We start from the raw sequence: 14388 nt of genomic DNA on the forward strand, positions 1-14388 counted from the left end.
GGATCACGCTCAGAAACGGCGCCTCCGGCGGGGCGGAGGCTTGCGCCGACCCGGCCTCGAGTGGCGCCGGTGCTCCTCCGGGGTCTGGGCACCCGTGCGGTATTCATCGAGCACCTTCCGCATCGCAGCGATCGCGCGCTCCCGGGTGCGCGGGTCGTCGATCTCGAGCAGCTGGTCGCGCAGACCGGTAGCGAACTCGGCGTACTCGTTCTGCCAGTCGCGGCCGACGTGCACCGGCGCCGGGGGTGCGACCGTGGCGACGTGCTCGGGCGGACCGCCCGCCACGAGCCGGTATCGGGCGCCGATCTCCGGGACGACCACGTTCAGTCCGGCATCGAGGTCGTGCAGCGCCGCCGTGAAGGCGGCGAGCGCATCGGGTTCTCCGTGGTCGAGGAAGACTGCACCGGAGATCGGCGCGCGTTGCCCGACCCATTGCACCAACTCGCCGCGATCGGCGTGCGCGGAGTAGCTGTCGATCCGCCGGATCCGTGCCCGGACATCGATGTCCTCACCCGAGATCCGGACCTTCGAGGCACCCTCGAGGATCACCCTGCCGAGCGTGCCTTGCGCCTGATAGCCGACGAAGAGCACCGTCGAGTCGGGGCGGGCGAGGTTGTTCCGCAGGTGGTGCCGAACCCGTCCCGCCTCGCACATCCCGGAGGCCGCGATGATGATCGCGCGATCGTAGCTGTCGATCCGCATCGATTCCTCGGCCTCGGCGGTGTACCGGATGCCCGGATGGCGGAAGACGTTCCGGCCGTCGAGATCCTCGAGTTCTCCGGCATGTGCGGCGAAGACGTCGGTCGCGCGGATCGCGAGCGGGGAGTCGACGAAGACCGGCACCCCCGGAATGCGCTCGTCATCGAGCAGATATCCGATGTCGAGCAACAACTCCTGGGTGCGTTCGAGCGCGAACGACGGCACGATCAGGTTGCCGCCCCGCCCGAGTGCCTCGTTCACCTCCCGGGCGAGGAGGTCGCGGCGCTCGGCGATCGTGAGTCGAGGGCGTGAGCGGTCCCCGTAGGTGGATTCGCAGACGACGTAGTCGAGTCCGGTCGGACCTTCCGGATCGGCGTGGAAGGCCTTCTGTTCCGGCCCCAGATCCCCCGAGAACAACATCCGGACACCGCCGGCCTCGATCTCCGCCGAGGCCGATCCCAGGATGTGTCCGGCATTCCACAGGCGGACCCGGAAACCGGGCGCCGGTTCGAACCACTCCTCGAGCGGTATCGGCCGGGCGCGTGAGGCGGCGAGCCGGGCGTCCTCCTCGGTGTAGATCGGGTGGAATTCGGCGCGGTTCGCGCGGTCGCGTCGCCGATTGCGGCGCTGGGCCTCGAACTCCTGGATGCGAGCCGAGTCGGCAAGCATGAACGAGAGCAATTCCGCTGTGGGGGCCGTGCAGAAGATCGGGCCGTCGAAGCCGCGGGCGACGAGCTTGGGGAGCAGGCCGCAATGGTCGATGTGGGCGTGGGTGAGGATCACGGCGTCGACCGACTCCGGGGGGAACGCGAACTCGGCGACGTTCAGGTTCTCGAGGCTGCGGGAGCCCTGGAACAGTCCGCAGTCGATCAGGATCTGTGCGTCGCCGAGTTCGACCGTCGCGCACGAACCGGTGACGGTTCTCGCCGCCCCGTGGAAAGTGAGTTCCGGATTGTCGGACACGGCATCTCCTCGGACGCTCGGGCGGTGGTGACCCGCGGGACTGCCTCTCACCGTATCGAGCGCGGGTGTCCCACCGGACCGGGAACGTATGTAGAACCTGTTCCAATTCTGTGCGATTGTGGCTATCGTCACGTGCACAACCGGCAATGCGATGGAGGGCGAGCCAGATGAAGACCAAGGGTGCAGTGCTGTGGGGCATCGACGAACCGTGGTCCGTCGAGGAGATCGACCTCGGCGATCCCGTCGCGGGCGAAGTGCAGATCCGCATGGAAGCCGCCGGCATGTGCCATTCCGACCATCACATCGTCACGGGCGCAACCCCGATGCCGTCCTTCCCGGCCATGGGTGGTCACGAGGGCTCGGGCGTGATCACCAAGGTCGGTGAGGGTGTGGTGGGTCTCGAGGTGGGCGACCACGTCGTGCTGTCCTTCATCCCTGCGTGCGGACGGTGTCCGTCCTGTTCCTCGGGGCACTCGAATCTGTGCGACCTCGGGGCGGGACTGCTCAGCGGCCAGGCGATCTCCGACGGCACCTACCGCATTCAGGCCCGCGGCGAGAACGTGATCGCGATGTGCCTCCTCGGCACCTTCTCGCCGTACATGACGGTCAACCAGAGCCAGGTCGTCAAGATCGACAAGGACGTACCCTTCGAGCTCGCGGCGCTGGTCGGCTGCGGCGTGCCCACCGGCTGGGGTTCGGCGACGAACATCGCCGAGGTCAAGGCCGGCGACTCGGTCGCCATCATCGGCGTCGGCGGTGTCGGCATGAGCGCTCTGCAGGGCGCCGTCGCCTCGGGTGCGCGTCACGTGTTCGCGATCGACCCGGAGCCGTGGAAGCGGGAGCAGGCGCTCAAGTTCGGTGCCACCCACACCTACGCCTCCATCGAGGAGGCCATCGTGCCCATCATGGAGATCACGTGGGGCCGCATGTGCCACTCGACGATCATCACCGTGGGCGAGATGAAGGGCGAGCTGGTCGATCCGGCCCTGACGCTCACGGCCAAGGGCGGACGGTGCGTCGTCACGGCGATGGGCTACATGTCCGACATGGACGTCAAGCTCAACTCGTTCCTGTTCTCGATGCTGCAGAAGGACCTCAAGGGCAACATCTTCGGTGGCTGCAACGCCCGCGTCGACATCCCGAATCTGCTCGACCTGTACAAGTCCGGTCAGCTGAACCTGGCCGACATGGTCACGCGTACCTACACCCTCGAGCAGATCAACGACGGATACCGGGACATGCTCGAGGGCAGGAACATCCGCGGCGTCATCCGCTACACCGAAGCCGACTGGTGACCGGTACCGACCGGTGACCCCGCGCCGCCGGGGCGTCTCGTAGGCTGATCGCGTGCACAGCCTCGATCTGCTCAGCGACTGGCCCGTCGACCGTTCCGCCGCCGCGGTGGTGACCCGCGACGGCGGAACGGTCGCGTCCAGGGGAGACCTCGACGAGGTCTTTCCCCTCGCGTCCGTGACGAAGCCGCTCGTAGCGTACGCCGCGCTCGTGGCCGTCGAGGAGGGCGCGATCGAGCTCGACCAGCCCGCGGGCCCCGCGGGGTCGACGGTGCGCCACCTGCTCGCCCACGCCTCCGGTCTGGCGTTCGGTGAGCGCACCGTGCAGACCGAACCCGAACGCAAGCGGATCTACTCGAGTGCGGGCTTCGAGGTGCTCGCCGAACTCGTCGAGACGGAAACCGGTATCGAGTTCCCGGAATACCTCCGGCAGGCGGTCTTCGAGCCGCTCGGCATGCCGTCCTCGTCCCTGCCGGGGCCGGCGGGTCACGGGGCGCAGTCGTCGGTCGCCGATCTCGCACTGTTCGCGCGCGAGCTGCTCGATTCCGTTCTGGTCTCGCACGAAACCCTCACCGAGGCGACCAGCGTGCAGTTTCCGGGTCTGAACGGACTCGTGCCCGGCTACGGGATGTTCAAGCCCAACGACTGGGGTCTCGGATTCGAGATCCGCGGCGAAAAGAACCCGCATTGGACCGCCCCCGGTAATTCACCGCGCACTTTCGGTCATTTCGGTCAATCGGGCACATTCATTTGGGTAGATCCCGAAATTTCCGTCGCCGCTGTGGTACTTACTGATCGTGCGTTCGGAGACTGGGCCAAACCGCTCTGGCCTGCCCTCGGAGACGCGATCATCACCGAATTCACATAAACCTCTCTGGTTCGCTGGCGAAACACACGCCACACGGGCACACTTGTACGCAGCCTGCATGGAGAAGCCTTGATCGACGAAGGTCGTTGGGGAAGACGTCCTGGTCGAACCGGAGGTGAATGTATGCGCGCATCCAACCAATTCGCGGATGCCACGGCGGGGGTGATCTATGTCCACTCCTCACCGGCGGCGGTGTGCCCGCACATCGAGTGGGCACTGGCCGACATCCTCGACTGCCGGCCCGATCTCTCGTGGACGGGCCAGCCCGCCGCACCGGGGCTGCTGCGCACCTGCGTCGACTGGGTCGGGCCCGTGGGCACGGCCGCGCGACTGGCCGACGTGCTGCGGTCGTGGCCGATGCTCCGCTTCGAGATCACCGAGAATCCCAGCGAGGGCGTCGACGGCGAACGTTTCAGCTACGCCCCCCGACTGGGTCTGTGGCGCGGGTGCACCAGCGCCAACGGCGACATCGTCGTCGGAGAGATGCGTCTGCGCGCCATGCTGTCCTCCGCCGATGTCACGAGCGAACTGCACCGCGCCCTCGGAACGGCATGGGACGAAGAGCTCGAGCCGTACCGCAGCGGCGACGAAGGCGCGCAGGTGACGTGGCTCCGCCGGGACGTCGGCTGACCGCGGCCCGCCGCCCCGGCGACGCGACCGGAACGCACCCCACATCTTCCTGATACGAGAACACCGGCACCGCTCCGAGGAGCGGTGCCGGTGTTCTCGTGCTGTGTCGGGATCAGAGCGGAATATTCTTGTGCCGTCCGCGAACCGCGGGTGCGGCGGCGAGCGCGGCGGCCAGGGTGCTGCGCGTGGTGGCGGGATCGATCATCTCGTCGACCACACCGATGGCCATCGCACGACCGACGCCACCGGCGATCGCCTCGTGTTCGGCGGCGAGACGGTCGTGCAGCGCCTCACGCTCTTCCTCGGGAGCCGCGGCGAGGGCCTTCTTGTGGAGGATGCCCACAGCGGCTTTCGCGCCCATCACGGCCACCTCGGACTCCGGCCACGCGTAGACGGCGGTGGCCCCGAGCGCCCGGGAGTTCATCGCGATGTACGCGCCGCCGTAGATCTTGCGCGTCACCAGCGTGACACGGGGAACCTTCGCCTCGGCGAACGCGTGGAGCAGCTTGGCGCCGCGTCGCACGACACCCTCCCACTCCTGGCTCACACCGGGAAGGTAACCGGGAACGTCGACGATGACGACGAGCGGAACACCGAAGGCGTTGCACATCCGCACGAAACGCGCTGACTTCTCGGCGCTCTCGGAGTTGAGGCAGCCGCCGAGGCGCAGCGGGTTGTTGGCGATGACCCCGACCGTGCGGCCGCCGAGACGGCCGAAGCCGGTGACGATGCTGCGGGCCCAGCCGGCCTGCAGTTCCTCGAAGGAGGACTCGCCGTCGACGTTGTCGAGCAACTGGTGGACGATCGGCCGCACGTCGTATGCGCGTCGCGGCGAGGCGGGCATCAGCGCCCGCAGGTCGGTGTCGCCGAGTGTCGCTGCGACGACGTCGAATTCGCCCTGCTCGGCCAGCATCGACACCAGGCGGCGGGCCCGGTGCAGGGCGTCGGCCTCGTCGTGCGCGGCGATGTGCGCGACACCGGACTTCTTGGTGTGCGTGTCGGGGCCGCCGAGCGACTCCATGTCGACCTGCTCACCGGTGACGCTGCGGACCACGTCCGGTCCGGTGACGAAGACACGGCCCTCGGGGGCCATGATGACGATGTCGGTCAGGGCCGGGCCGTAGGCGGCACCGCCGGCCGCGAAGCCGAGAACGACGGAGATCTGGGGGATCAGACCGGACGCGCGGACCATGGCCTCGAAGACCAGGCCGACGGCGTGGAGGGCTTCGACGCCCTCGGCCAGACGCGCGCCACCGGAGTGGAAGATGCCGACCACGGGGATCTCGTGGTCGATGGCGTGGTCGATGGCGGAGACGATGTGCTTGCATCCCTCGACGCCCATGGCTCCGCCCATGACGGTGGCATCGGAGCAGTATGCGACGGTGCGGATGCCGTCGACCTCGCCGACGGCGGCGAGGACGCCCGACTTGTCGCGGGTGTGCAGCAGTTCCAGGCTGCCCGGGTCGAACAGTTTCTCGAGACGGGCCAACGGATCTCTCGGGTCCACCGTCGTCTCACGCGGGGTGGCTGGATCCAGGATGGTCATCGGGTGCTCCTCGGGCAGACGCGGTGGTGGTGGGCTGCGGTGGAGGCTCCGGGTGGAGCCTCCACCGCATGGGGCGCAGCGGCGTCGACGGTCAGGCGCGACCGAATGCGAGCGCCACGTTGTGCCCACCGAAACCGAACGAGTTGTTCAGCGCGAAATCGATCCGGCCGGAACGTGGTTCGCCCTTGACCACGTCGAGATCGATCTCTGGATCCTGGTTCTCGAGATTCAGCGTGGGCGGGATGACCCCGTCACGCAGAGCCAGGACCGTGAGTACTGCTTCGAGTGCACCCACCGCACCGATCGAATGACCGAGCGCGGACTTGGGGGCGTAGATCGCGGCGTGGTTGCCCACGGCCGCGTTGATGGCCTTGGCTTCGGCCACGTCGCCGATCGGGGTGGCCGTCGCGTGCGCGTTGACGTGCCCGATGTCGGCCTTGGTGAGCCCGGCGGTCTCGATCGCTCGCCGCATGGCCCGAGCCGCTCCCGTACCTTCCGGATCGGGGGCGACGATGTGGTAACCGTCGGAGGTGATGCCGGCGCCGAGGATGCGAGCGTGGATGGTCGCTCCGCGTGCCTTGGCGTGCTCCTCGCTCTCGAGGACCATCAGTGCGCCGGCCTCGCCGAAGACGAAACCGTCGCGGTCCTTGTCGAACGGACGCGAGGCGCCCTTCGGGTCCTCGTTGCGGGTGCTCAGCGCCCGCATCATCGCGAAGCCCGCGGTGGCGACCGCGTCCAGCTGACCCTCGACACCACCGGTGACGACGATGTCGGCGTCGCCGAAGGCGATCATGCGGAACGCGTTGGCGATCGCCTCGGATCCGGACGAGCACGCCGAGACCGGGGTGATGACCCCTGCGCGAGCACCGAGTTCGAGCCCGACGGTGGCCGACGGTCCGTTCGGCATGATCATCTGCACCGCGAAGGGCGAGACCTTGCGGTAGCCGCCGGCACGGAGCTTGTCGACGGCGTCGATGAGCGACTCGCCACCGCCGAGGCCCGTACCGATGACCACACCGAGACGGTCCTGGTCGACCTCGGGGCTGCCGGCGTTCTGCCAGACGGTGCGCCCGAGGGTGAGCGCGAGGCGCTCGACGAAGCTCATGCGACGGAGTTCCACCCGGGACAGTCCTTCGTCGGGGCTGACCTTCAGGGTTCCGCCGATGCGCACCGGGAGGTCGAACTCGTCGACGAATCCGCCGTCGATGGTGCCGATCCCGCTCTCACCGGCCAGCAGTGCTTTCCAGGTGGCGTCCACGTCGCCGGCGATCGACGTCGTAGCCGCGAGGCTGGTGACGACGACGTTGCGGAGTGCCCGAGGAGAAGGGGAGGTCACAGCAGAACTCATTCGTTGTCGTTCGTGGCCTGAACGCCTGCGGCCTCGAGCTTCTGGATGTAGTTCACGGCGTCACCGACGGTGCGCAGACCGGCGAGATCCTCGTCAGGGATCTTCACGCCGTACTTGTCCTCGGTCTGGACGGCGATCTCGACCATGGACAGCGAGTCGATGTCGAGGTCGTCGACGAAGGACTTGTCGACGGTCACCTCGGAGGGCTCGATGCCGGTGACCTCTTCGATGATCTCCGCGAGACCGGCGATGATTTCTTCCTGGGTGGCGGCCACGATGTGGCTCCCTTCTCGATCTGTCGACTATGTCGTTCGAAACCGGCCGGATGATTCCGGTCGGGGGTCCGGGGAGGTCCCGGTGAGGTGCCCGTGCTGTGCGACGGCGCGCGCAGCAACCTAACCGAGTTGAAGACTTTCGGCCAGAGCGGAGATCTCCGCGGGGGTCTTGAGGGCGACGGTGGGCGTGCCGCGCATCTCGCGCTTGGCGATGCCCACCAGCGTGCCGGCGGGGGGAAGCTCGACGATCCGGCTCACCTGCGCCGCGCGCAGGTAGGCGGTGCACAGGTCCCACCGGACGGGCCGGGTGACCTGAGCTGCGAGACGTTCGAGGGCGTCGGCTCCGGAGGTGACGGGCTTGCCGTCGTAGTTCGACAGCAGCGTGTGCGTCGGATCCGATGGTGTGATCTTCGCCGCGGCGGCAGCCACGGCGTCCTGGGCGGGTGCCATGAATCGGGTGTGGAAGGCACCGGCGACCGGCAGGGCGCGGACGCGGGCCTTCTCGGGCGGGTTCGCAGCGAGTTCCTCGAGCGCACTCAGGCGCCCGGCTGCGACGATCTGACCGGCCGCATTCATGTTTGCGGGGGCCAGATCCAACTCGGCGAGGCGCGCGAGCACCTCGTCCTCGGCGCCGCCGAGGACGGCGGACATTCCGGTGGGTTCGAGGGCGCAGGCGCGGGCCATCTCGGCTCCGCGGACGGCGGCGAGGGCGACGGCGTCGTCGGCGCTGATGACACCCGCGATGGCGGCCGCGGCGAGTTCGCCGACGGAGTGGCCGGCGACGATCGTGTCGGCGGGCACGAGGCCGCGACGGTCGAGATCCTCGAAGGCGAGCAGGGCGGAGGCCACCACGAGCGGCTGGGTCACCGCGGTGTCGGTGATCTCCTCGGCGGTGGCAGTGGTACCGAGACGCGCGAGATCGAGTCCCGCCGTCTGCGACCACCGGTCGATCCGGTCGCGCGCTCCGGACTGCTCGAGCCACGGGGCGAGCATTCCGGGTGTCTGAGACCCCTGGCCGGGGGCAAGCAGCGAAATCACGATCACCAGGGAACACCGCGAACGGGTGCCTGCGAGATGTCGGTAGCGATGAAAGGTTGCCCCTCGATTTGTAGGGTTCCCACAAATCTGCACGTCGGTGCTCGCTATCGGAGGAAAGGCCGGGGACGTTACGTGTCCGATTCGCGAATTGTGAATCGTGTGACAGGTGGTGCAGGCGATCTCAATTCGTTATGGCTTCGTGCCAGGCGGCCTACCGTGGCAGCGATTCGAAGCACGTACGCATCGCGAGGATTTGTGGGATCCCGACCCGTTACTTCTGTGATCCGCTTCAATCGATACCGCACGGTATTTGGATGAACAAACAGCTTCCGGGCGCAAGTCTCGACAGCGCCCCCACTGTCGAGGTATGCGTCCAGCGTGTCCGCGAGGGACGGCCCGGCGGCTGCGAGCGGGGCGACGACGAAGTCCTCGAGCGCGGCGATCGCGCCGGGATCACCGAGCAGCGCACGTTCGGGCAACAGCTCGGCGGCGTGCACCGGCCGGGGAGCCCCCGGCCACCCCACGACCGCCTCCATGCCGGCGAGCGCTTCGACGGCGGAGACGTGTGCGGTCGCCAGCGTCGGTGTCGTCGGACCGATCACCACCGGATCGTCGGAGAACGCGCGCATCAACTCGGAGCGGAAGTCCGCCGCGTCGACCGTCCCGTGCAGTTCACCGCTGACCACCATCACCAGGCGTTCGCCCTGCACCACCGCGAGAGCCGCGCGACCGTGCTCCTGGGCGACGGTGTGCACGGTGGTGATCACCGAGACGCCCTGGTCGGGCGGGGGAGTACCGACTATCACCGTCGCCGGGGCGGTCGCGTCCCAGTTGAGGGTCGCGGCCCGCGACTGCATGTCGGGCCCGGTGTCCCCACGCACCACGGCGTCGACGACGAGGGCCTCGAGCCGCGTGTCCCAGGCGCCCCGCGACTCGGCCGCCCCCGCGTACACCGCCGCGGCAGCGAAACCGAGCTCGCGCCCGTACCGCAGGATCGCCTCGGTGAGCGCCACGAGCTGTTCCTCGTTGCGGGCGAGGGCCGGCAGCCACTGCTCGAAGAACTCCATCGCCGCGCGGACCATGTCCACCGTCTGGCGCAGCGTCAGTCGCCGGGCGAGATCCTGCGGGATCATCTGGAAGGCGTCGAGGCTGAAGCGCAGGTCGCTGTCGGGATTGCGCACCCACTCGAGGAAGTCGACCACCGACGTCTGGATCACCAGCTGCACGGTCGACCGCTGCGACGCGTCGAGATCGGCGAAGAAGGGCAACTGCTCCTGCATGACGTGTACCGCTTCGGTGGACAGTCGCCCCGAGAACTGCTTGACCCGACGGAGCAGCGCGTCGGGCAGCGGTGCCCGCTCGGGACGGGACGGCGGTACCGGGCGTTCCCTGTGAACGCCCGGTACCTGCCCGGTCCGGCGGGGTTGCGGCTCGTCGACCATGGGACGAAAGTACCCGGCGCCCGCGAACCGGCCGGTCACGCCACTCGGACGTGACCGGCGGACGGATCAGGCGACGCCCGGATCCGCCATCGAGACCGGGGCGGCCGTCACGTCGTCGATCTTGTAGGTGCGGGCCGCCTCGACGGCCTTCTCACGATCGATCGCGCCTTCGCGGCCGAGTGCCGAGAGCACCGCGACCACCGTGGACTCGGCGTCGATGTTGAACACGCGGCGGGCGGCGCCACGGGTGTCGGAGAAGCCGAAGCCGTCGGCGCCGAGCACCGTGTAGTCGCCCGGAACCCACTTGCGGATCTGATCGGGCACCGCGCGCATCCAGTCGGACACCGCGACGAACGGACCCGCCGCGTCGTTGAGCACCGACGCGACGTACGGCACCGAGGCTTCCTCACCGGGGTTCAGCAGCGCCTGGCGGTCGCACTCGACGCCGTCGCGGCGCAGCTCGCCCCACGAAGTGACGGACCAGACGTCCGCGGACACTCCCCATTCGTCGGCGAGCATCTTCTGCGCACGCAGCGCCTCGGGCATCATCACGCCCGAGACCAGGATCTGCGCCTTCGGACCCGACTCCGGTCCCCGCTTGTACAGGTAGATGCCCTTGAGAAGGCCCTCGACGTCGAGATCCTCCGGCTCGGCCGGCTGCGAGTACGGCTCGTTGTAGATGGTGATGTAGTAGAAGACGTCCTCACCGCCGAAGCCGTCGACACCCTCCGTGCCGCCGTACATCCGCCGCAGACCGTCGCGGAAGATGTGGGCGATCTCGTAGGAGAACGCCGGGTCGTAGGTGACCGCGGCCGGGTTGGTCGACGCGAGCAGCAGCGAGTGCCCGTCGGCGTGCTGCAGGCCCTCACCGGTCAGCGTGGTGCGACCGGCCGTCGCGCCGAGGGCGAACCCGCGTGCCATCTGGTCGGCCGCCGCCCACAGGCCGTCGCCCGTGCGCTGGAAACCGAACATCGAGTAGAAGATGTACACGGGGATCATCGGCTCGCCCTGCGTTGCGTAGGACGTCCCGACCGCCGTGAACGACGCCGTCGAACCGGCCTCGTTGATGCCCTCGTGCAGGATCTGCCCGACTTCGCTCTCCTTGTAGGCAAGCATCAGATCGGCGTCGACCGAGGTGTACAGCTGACCGTTGCGGTTGTAGATCTTCAGCGACGGGAACCACGAGTCCATACCGAAGGTGCGGGCCTCGTCCGGGATGATCGGCACGATGCGCTTGCCGATCTCCTTGTCGCGCAACAGTTCCTTGAGCACACGGACCGTCGCCATGGTGGTGGCGACCTCCTGCTTGCCCGAACCCTTGCGGACGACGTCGTAGGTCTTCTCCGCGGGCAGCGCCAACGGCTTCGCGGTGGTGCGGCGCTCCGGAAGGAAACCGCCGAGGGCCCGGCGACGCTCGAGCATGTACTGGATCTCGGGCGACTCGAAGCCGGGGTGGTAGTACGGCGGCATCTTCGGATCCTTCTCGAGCTCTTCGTCCGAGATCGGGATCCGCTGGATGTCGCGGAAGTACTTGAGGTCCTCGAGGGTGAGCTTCTTCATCTGGTGGGTCGCGTTGCGGCCCTCGAAGTGCTTACCGAGCGTGTAGCCCTTGATGGTGTGCGCGAGGATCACCGTCGGCTGACCCTTGTGCTCCATCGCCGCCTTGTAGGCCGCGTAGATCTTGCGGTAGTCGTGGCCACCGCGCTTGAGGTTCCAGATCTGCTGGTCGGACAGGTCCTTGACCAGTTCCTTCGTCCGCGGGTCGCGGCCGAAGAAGTGCTCGCGCACGAACGCGCCGTCGTTGGCCTTGTAGGTCTGGTAGTCGCCGTCGGGGGTGGCGTTCATGAGATTGACCAGTGCGCCGTCCTTGTCGGCGTGCAGCAGGGCGTCCCACTCGCGGCCCCACACGACCTTGATGACGTTCCAGCCGGAGCCGCGGAAGAACGACTCCAGCTCCTGGATGATCTTGCCGTTGCCGCGCACCGGGCCGTCGAGACGCTGCAGGTTGCAGTTGACGACGAAGGTCAGGTTGTCGAGACCCTCGGTGGCCGCGACGTGCGCCAGACCGCGCGACTCCGGCTCGTCCATCTCGCCGTCGCCGAGGAACGCCCAGACGTGCTGATCGGAGGTGTCCTTGATGCCCCGGTCGTGCAGGTAGTGATTGAACCGTGCCTGGTAGATCGCGTTCATCGGGCCCAGGCCCATGGACACGGTCGGGAACTCCCAGAAGGTCGGGAGCAGGCGCGGGTGCGGGTACGAGGGCAGGCCGCCGCCGAGCGAGGCGTGGCTGTGCTCCTGACGGAAGCCGTCGAGCTGCTCCGTGCCGATGCGGCCCTCGAGGAAGGCTCGGGCGTAGATACCGGGGGAGGCGTGGCCCTGGATGAAGACCTGATCGCCGCCGCCGGGATGGTCCTTGCCGCGGAAGAAGTGGTTGAAGCCGACCTCGTACAGGGCGGCGGACGACGCGTAGGTGGAGATGTGACCACCGACGCCGACACCCGGGCGCTGCGCGCGGGTGACCATGATCGCCGCGTTCCACCGGATGTACGCGCGGAAGCGACGCTCGACCTCCTCGTCACCGGGGAACCACGGTTCGCTCTCGGTGGGGATGGTGTTGACGTAGTCGGTGGAGGTCAGGGCGGGAAGGGAGACCTTGCGCTCGTTGGCACGCTCGAGCATGCGCAGCAGCAGGTAGCGCGCGCGGGTGGGGCCCGCGGCCTCGAGCATCCCGTCGAACGACTCGAGCCACTCTTCGGTCTCCGCCGGATCGATGTCCGGCAGATAGGAGGCCACACCCTCGCGGATCACCCGGACACGGTTGTCCTTGGTCGATGCCGGCTTGGCCGAGGAATCCGGTCCCGACGCGCCCGGTGCGGCGCCTTCTCGGGAGTCGGATCCGTGGATCAGGTCTGTCAACGTCTGCTCCTCATCGTGGTGGGCGCGTAGGTGGAGCGCCCTCTCCGTCGGCCGGCTCTTGTGGGAGCCGACGCAATCGACATCTGAACATGATGCACCCCTCATCTTCCCCCATCCGCGACGAAGGATCACGCCGTGGCCCGGCCAACAGGACGGATCGGACACGGTGCGAGGCGGTGCAATGGGTCCCTCTGGAAAGATTCTCCCGCTTTTCCCAGCGATTCGGGTTGCGTTGAGGCCCGCAACGATGTTCGCTTTGACCAATTGATCGTCACGCCGGTACGCGGATCCGATTCGCGCACCACAACCCTTAGGAGGAGCCACCGTGGTCGCCGCGGCGGATGCCAAGAACTATGTCTCCAAGCTCGGTATCACTCACGACCACGTGGTGCAGGAACTCGGTTGGGACGAGGACACCGACGACGAGTTGAGAGCTGCGATCGAAGAGGTCACCGGTACGGAGCTGCTCGACGAGGACTCCGACGAGGTCGTCGACGTCGTCCTGCTGTGGTGGCGCGACAGCGACGGCGACCTGGTGGACGCCCTCATGGACGCGATCGGCCCCCTCGCCGACGAGGGCGTCGTGTGGGTGCTCACCCCCAAGACCGGGCGCCCCGATCACGTCGAGCCCAGCGAGATCGCCGAGTCGGCCGCCACAGCCGGCCTCACCCAGACCACGGCCACCAACCTCGGTGACTGGATCGGCAGCCGCCTCGTCCAGCCCAAGGCCGGCCGTCCCCGCCGCTGAACCGGCTCCCGGAACGTAAGGATCCATACGCATGCCGATCGCCGTGGGCGCCGAAGCCCCCGATTTCACTCTCAAGGACCAGAACAACCAGGAGGTGACGCTGTCGAGCTTTCGGGGCAGCAAGAACGTGCTCCTGGTGTTCTACCCCCTCGCCTTCACCGGCGTCTGCCAGGGCGAACTGTGCGCCGTCCGCGACGACCTGCCCACCTTCGAGAACGACGACACCGCCATCCTCGCGGTGTCGGTCGGCCCGTCGCCGAGCCACAAGATCTGGGCAGCCGAGCAGGGCTACACCTTCCCGCTGCTGTCCGACTTCTGGCCGCACGGCGAGGTCGCGCAGGCCTACGGAGTGTTCAACGACAAGTTCGGTTTCGCGAACCGCGGCACGTTCGTCATCGACAAGGACGGCATCGTGCAGTTCGCGGAGGAGAACCAGCCCGGAGAGGCCCGTGACCAGGGAGCTTGGGCCAGAGCGCTCGCCGCGCTAAAGTCCTGATGCGAAGTCGGCGGCACCTGCCGCCGTCTTTCGGGCGTGTAGCTCAGTGGTAGAGCTCTGGTTTTACACACCAGCGGTCGGGGGTTCGAAACCCTCCGCGCCCACAAGTGTTAGAGCAGGTCAGACA

Annotated in this window: 12 protein-coding genes and 1 tRNA gene; 6 read left to right on the forward strand and 7 right to left on the reverse strand. The window is 67.9% G+C overall.

Features of this window, described 5'->3' with window-relative positions; all coding sequences use genetic code 11:
- Positions 1–9: 9 nt before the first annotated feature.
- Positions 10–1662, reverse strand: a complete 1653-nt coding sequence (locus tag M3330_RS20585) for an MBL fold metallo-hydrolase (RefSeq protein ID WP_255026180.1) — start codon at positions 1660–1662, stop codon at positions 10–12.
- 167 nt (positions 1663–1829) lie between these two features.
- Between M3330_RS20585 and M3330_RS20590 the strand changes: the two genes are divergently transcribed.
- The 3 genes from M3330_RS20590 to M3330_RS20600 all read left to right on the forward strand — a co-directional run bounded on the left by M3330_RS20590 (position 1830) and on the right by M3330_RS20600 (position 4452).
- The gene (locus M3330_RS20590) at positions 1830–2957 is read left to right on the forward strand and encodes an NDMA-dependent alcohol dehydrogenase (RefSeq protein WP_255026181.1); all 1128 of its coding nucleotides are present in this window, start codon (positions 1830–1832) and stop codon (positions 2955–2957) included.
- Positions 2958–3009: 52 nt separating this feature from the next.
- A complete protein-coding gene (locus M3330_RS20595) occupies positions 3010–3822 on the forward strand; it encodes a serine hydrolase (protein WP_248690319.1) in 813 nt (270 codons plus the stop codon).
- 123 nt (positions 3823–3945) lie between these two features.
- On the forward strand, positions 3946–4452 hold the full coding sequence (locus tag M3330_RS20600) for a DUF3145 domain-containing protein (protein ID WP_006554444.1): 507 nt from the start codon (positions 3946–3948) through the stop codon (positions 4450–4452).
- A 112-nt stretch (positions 4453–4564) separates the two neighbouring features.
- On the opposite strand, the gene M3330_RS20605 is transcribed toward M3330_RS20600, so the two are convergent.
- The 6 genes from M3330_RS20605 to aceE form a co-directional block, all read right to left on the reverse strand.
- Positions 4565–5998 carry an acyl-CoA carboxylase subunit beta gene (locus tag M3330_RS20605; protein WP_024101332.1) on the reverse strand — a complete coding sequence of 478 codons (1434 nt, stop codon included), beginning with the start codon at positions 5996–5998 and terminating at the stop codon, positions 4565–4567.
- 91 nt (positions 5999–6089) lie between these two features.
- Positions 6090–7346 (reverse strand): KasA/KasB family beta-ketoacyl-ACP synthase, encoded by a 1257-nt coding sequence (locus tag M3330_RS20610; RefSeq protein WP_162836414.1) that lies wholly within the window; start codon positions 7344–7346, stop codon positions 6090–6092.
- Positions 7343–7621 carry a meromycolate extension acyl carrier protein AcpM gene (gene acpM, locus M3330_RS20615; protein WP_006554441.1) on the reverse strand — a complete coding sequence of 93 codons (279 nt, stop codon included), beginning with the start codon at positions 7619–7621 and terminating at the stop codon, positions 7343–7345. Before acpM ends, M3330_RS20610 begins: the two co-directional genes overlap by 4 nt.
- A gap of 120 nt (positions 7622–7741) precedes the next feature.
- On the reverse strand, positions 7742–8659 hold the full coding sequence (locus M3330_RS20620; RefSeq protein WP_024101330.1) for an ACP S-malonyltransferase: 918 nt from the start codon (positions 8657–8659) through the stop codon (positions 7742–7744).
- Positions 8660–8787: 128 nt separating this feature from the next.
- Positions 8788–10101: a CdaR family transcriptional regulator gene (locus tag M3330_RS20625; RefSeq protein WP_006554439.1), complete on the reverse strand. Its 1314-nt coding sequence runs from the start codon at positions 10099–10101 to the stop codon at positions 8788–8790.
- A gap of 66 nt (positions 10102–10167) precedes the next feature.
- A complete protein-coding gene (gene aceE / locus M3330_RS20630; protein WP_033097778.1) occupies positions 10168–13017 on the reverse strand; it encodes a pyruvate dehydrogenase (acetyl-transferring), homodimeric type in 2850 nt (949 codons plus the stop codon).
- A 325-nt stretch (positions 13018–13342) separates the two neighbouring features.
- Here aceE and M3330_RS20635 point away from each other — a divergent pair, with 325 nt between their 5' ends.
- The 3 genes from M3330_RS20635 to M3330_RS20645 all read left to right on the forward strand — a co-directional run bounded on the left by M3330_RS20635 (position 13343) and on the right by M3330_RS20645 (position 14365).
- Positions 13343–13765 (forward strand): DUF3052 domain-containing protein, encoded by a 423-nt coding sequence (locus M3330_RS20635; protein ID WP_006554437.1) that lies wholly within the window; start codon positions 13343–13345, stop codon positions 13763–13765.
- 31 nt (positions 13766–13796) lie between these two features.
- Positions 13797–14261: a peroxiredoxin gene (locus tag M3330_RS20640; protein ID WP_019289828.1), complete on the forward strand. Its 465-nt coding sequence runs from the start codon at positions 13797–13799 to the stop codon at positions 14259–14261.
- Between the two features lie 32 nt (positions 14262–14293).
- A tRNA-Val gene (locus M3330_RS20645) sits at positions 14294–14365 on the forward strand.
- The last annotated feature ends 23 nt before the right edge of the window (positions 14366–14388 follow it).

This window comes from Rhodococcus sp. GA1 (genome assembly GCF_024321955.1).
Classification (GTDB): domain Bacteria; phylum Actinomycetota; class Actinomycetes; order Mycobacteriales; family Mycobacteriaceae; genus Rhodococcus; species Rhodococcus pyridinivorans.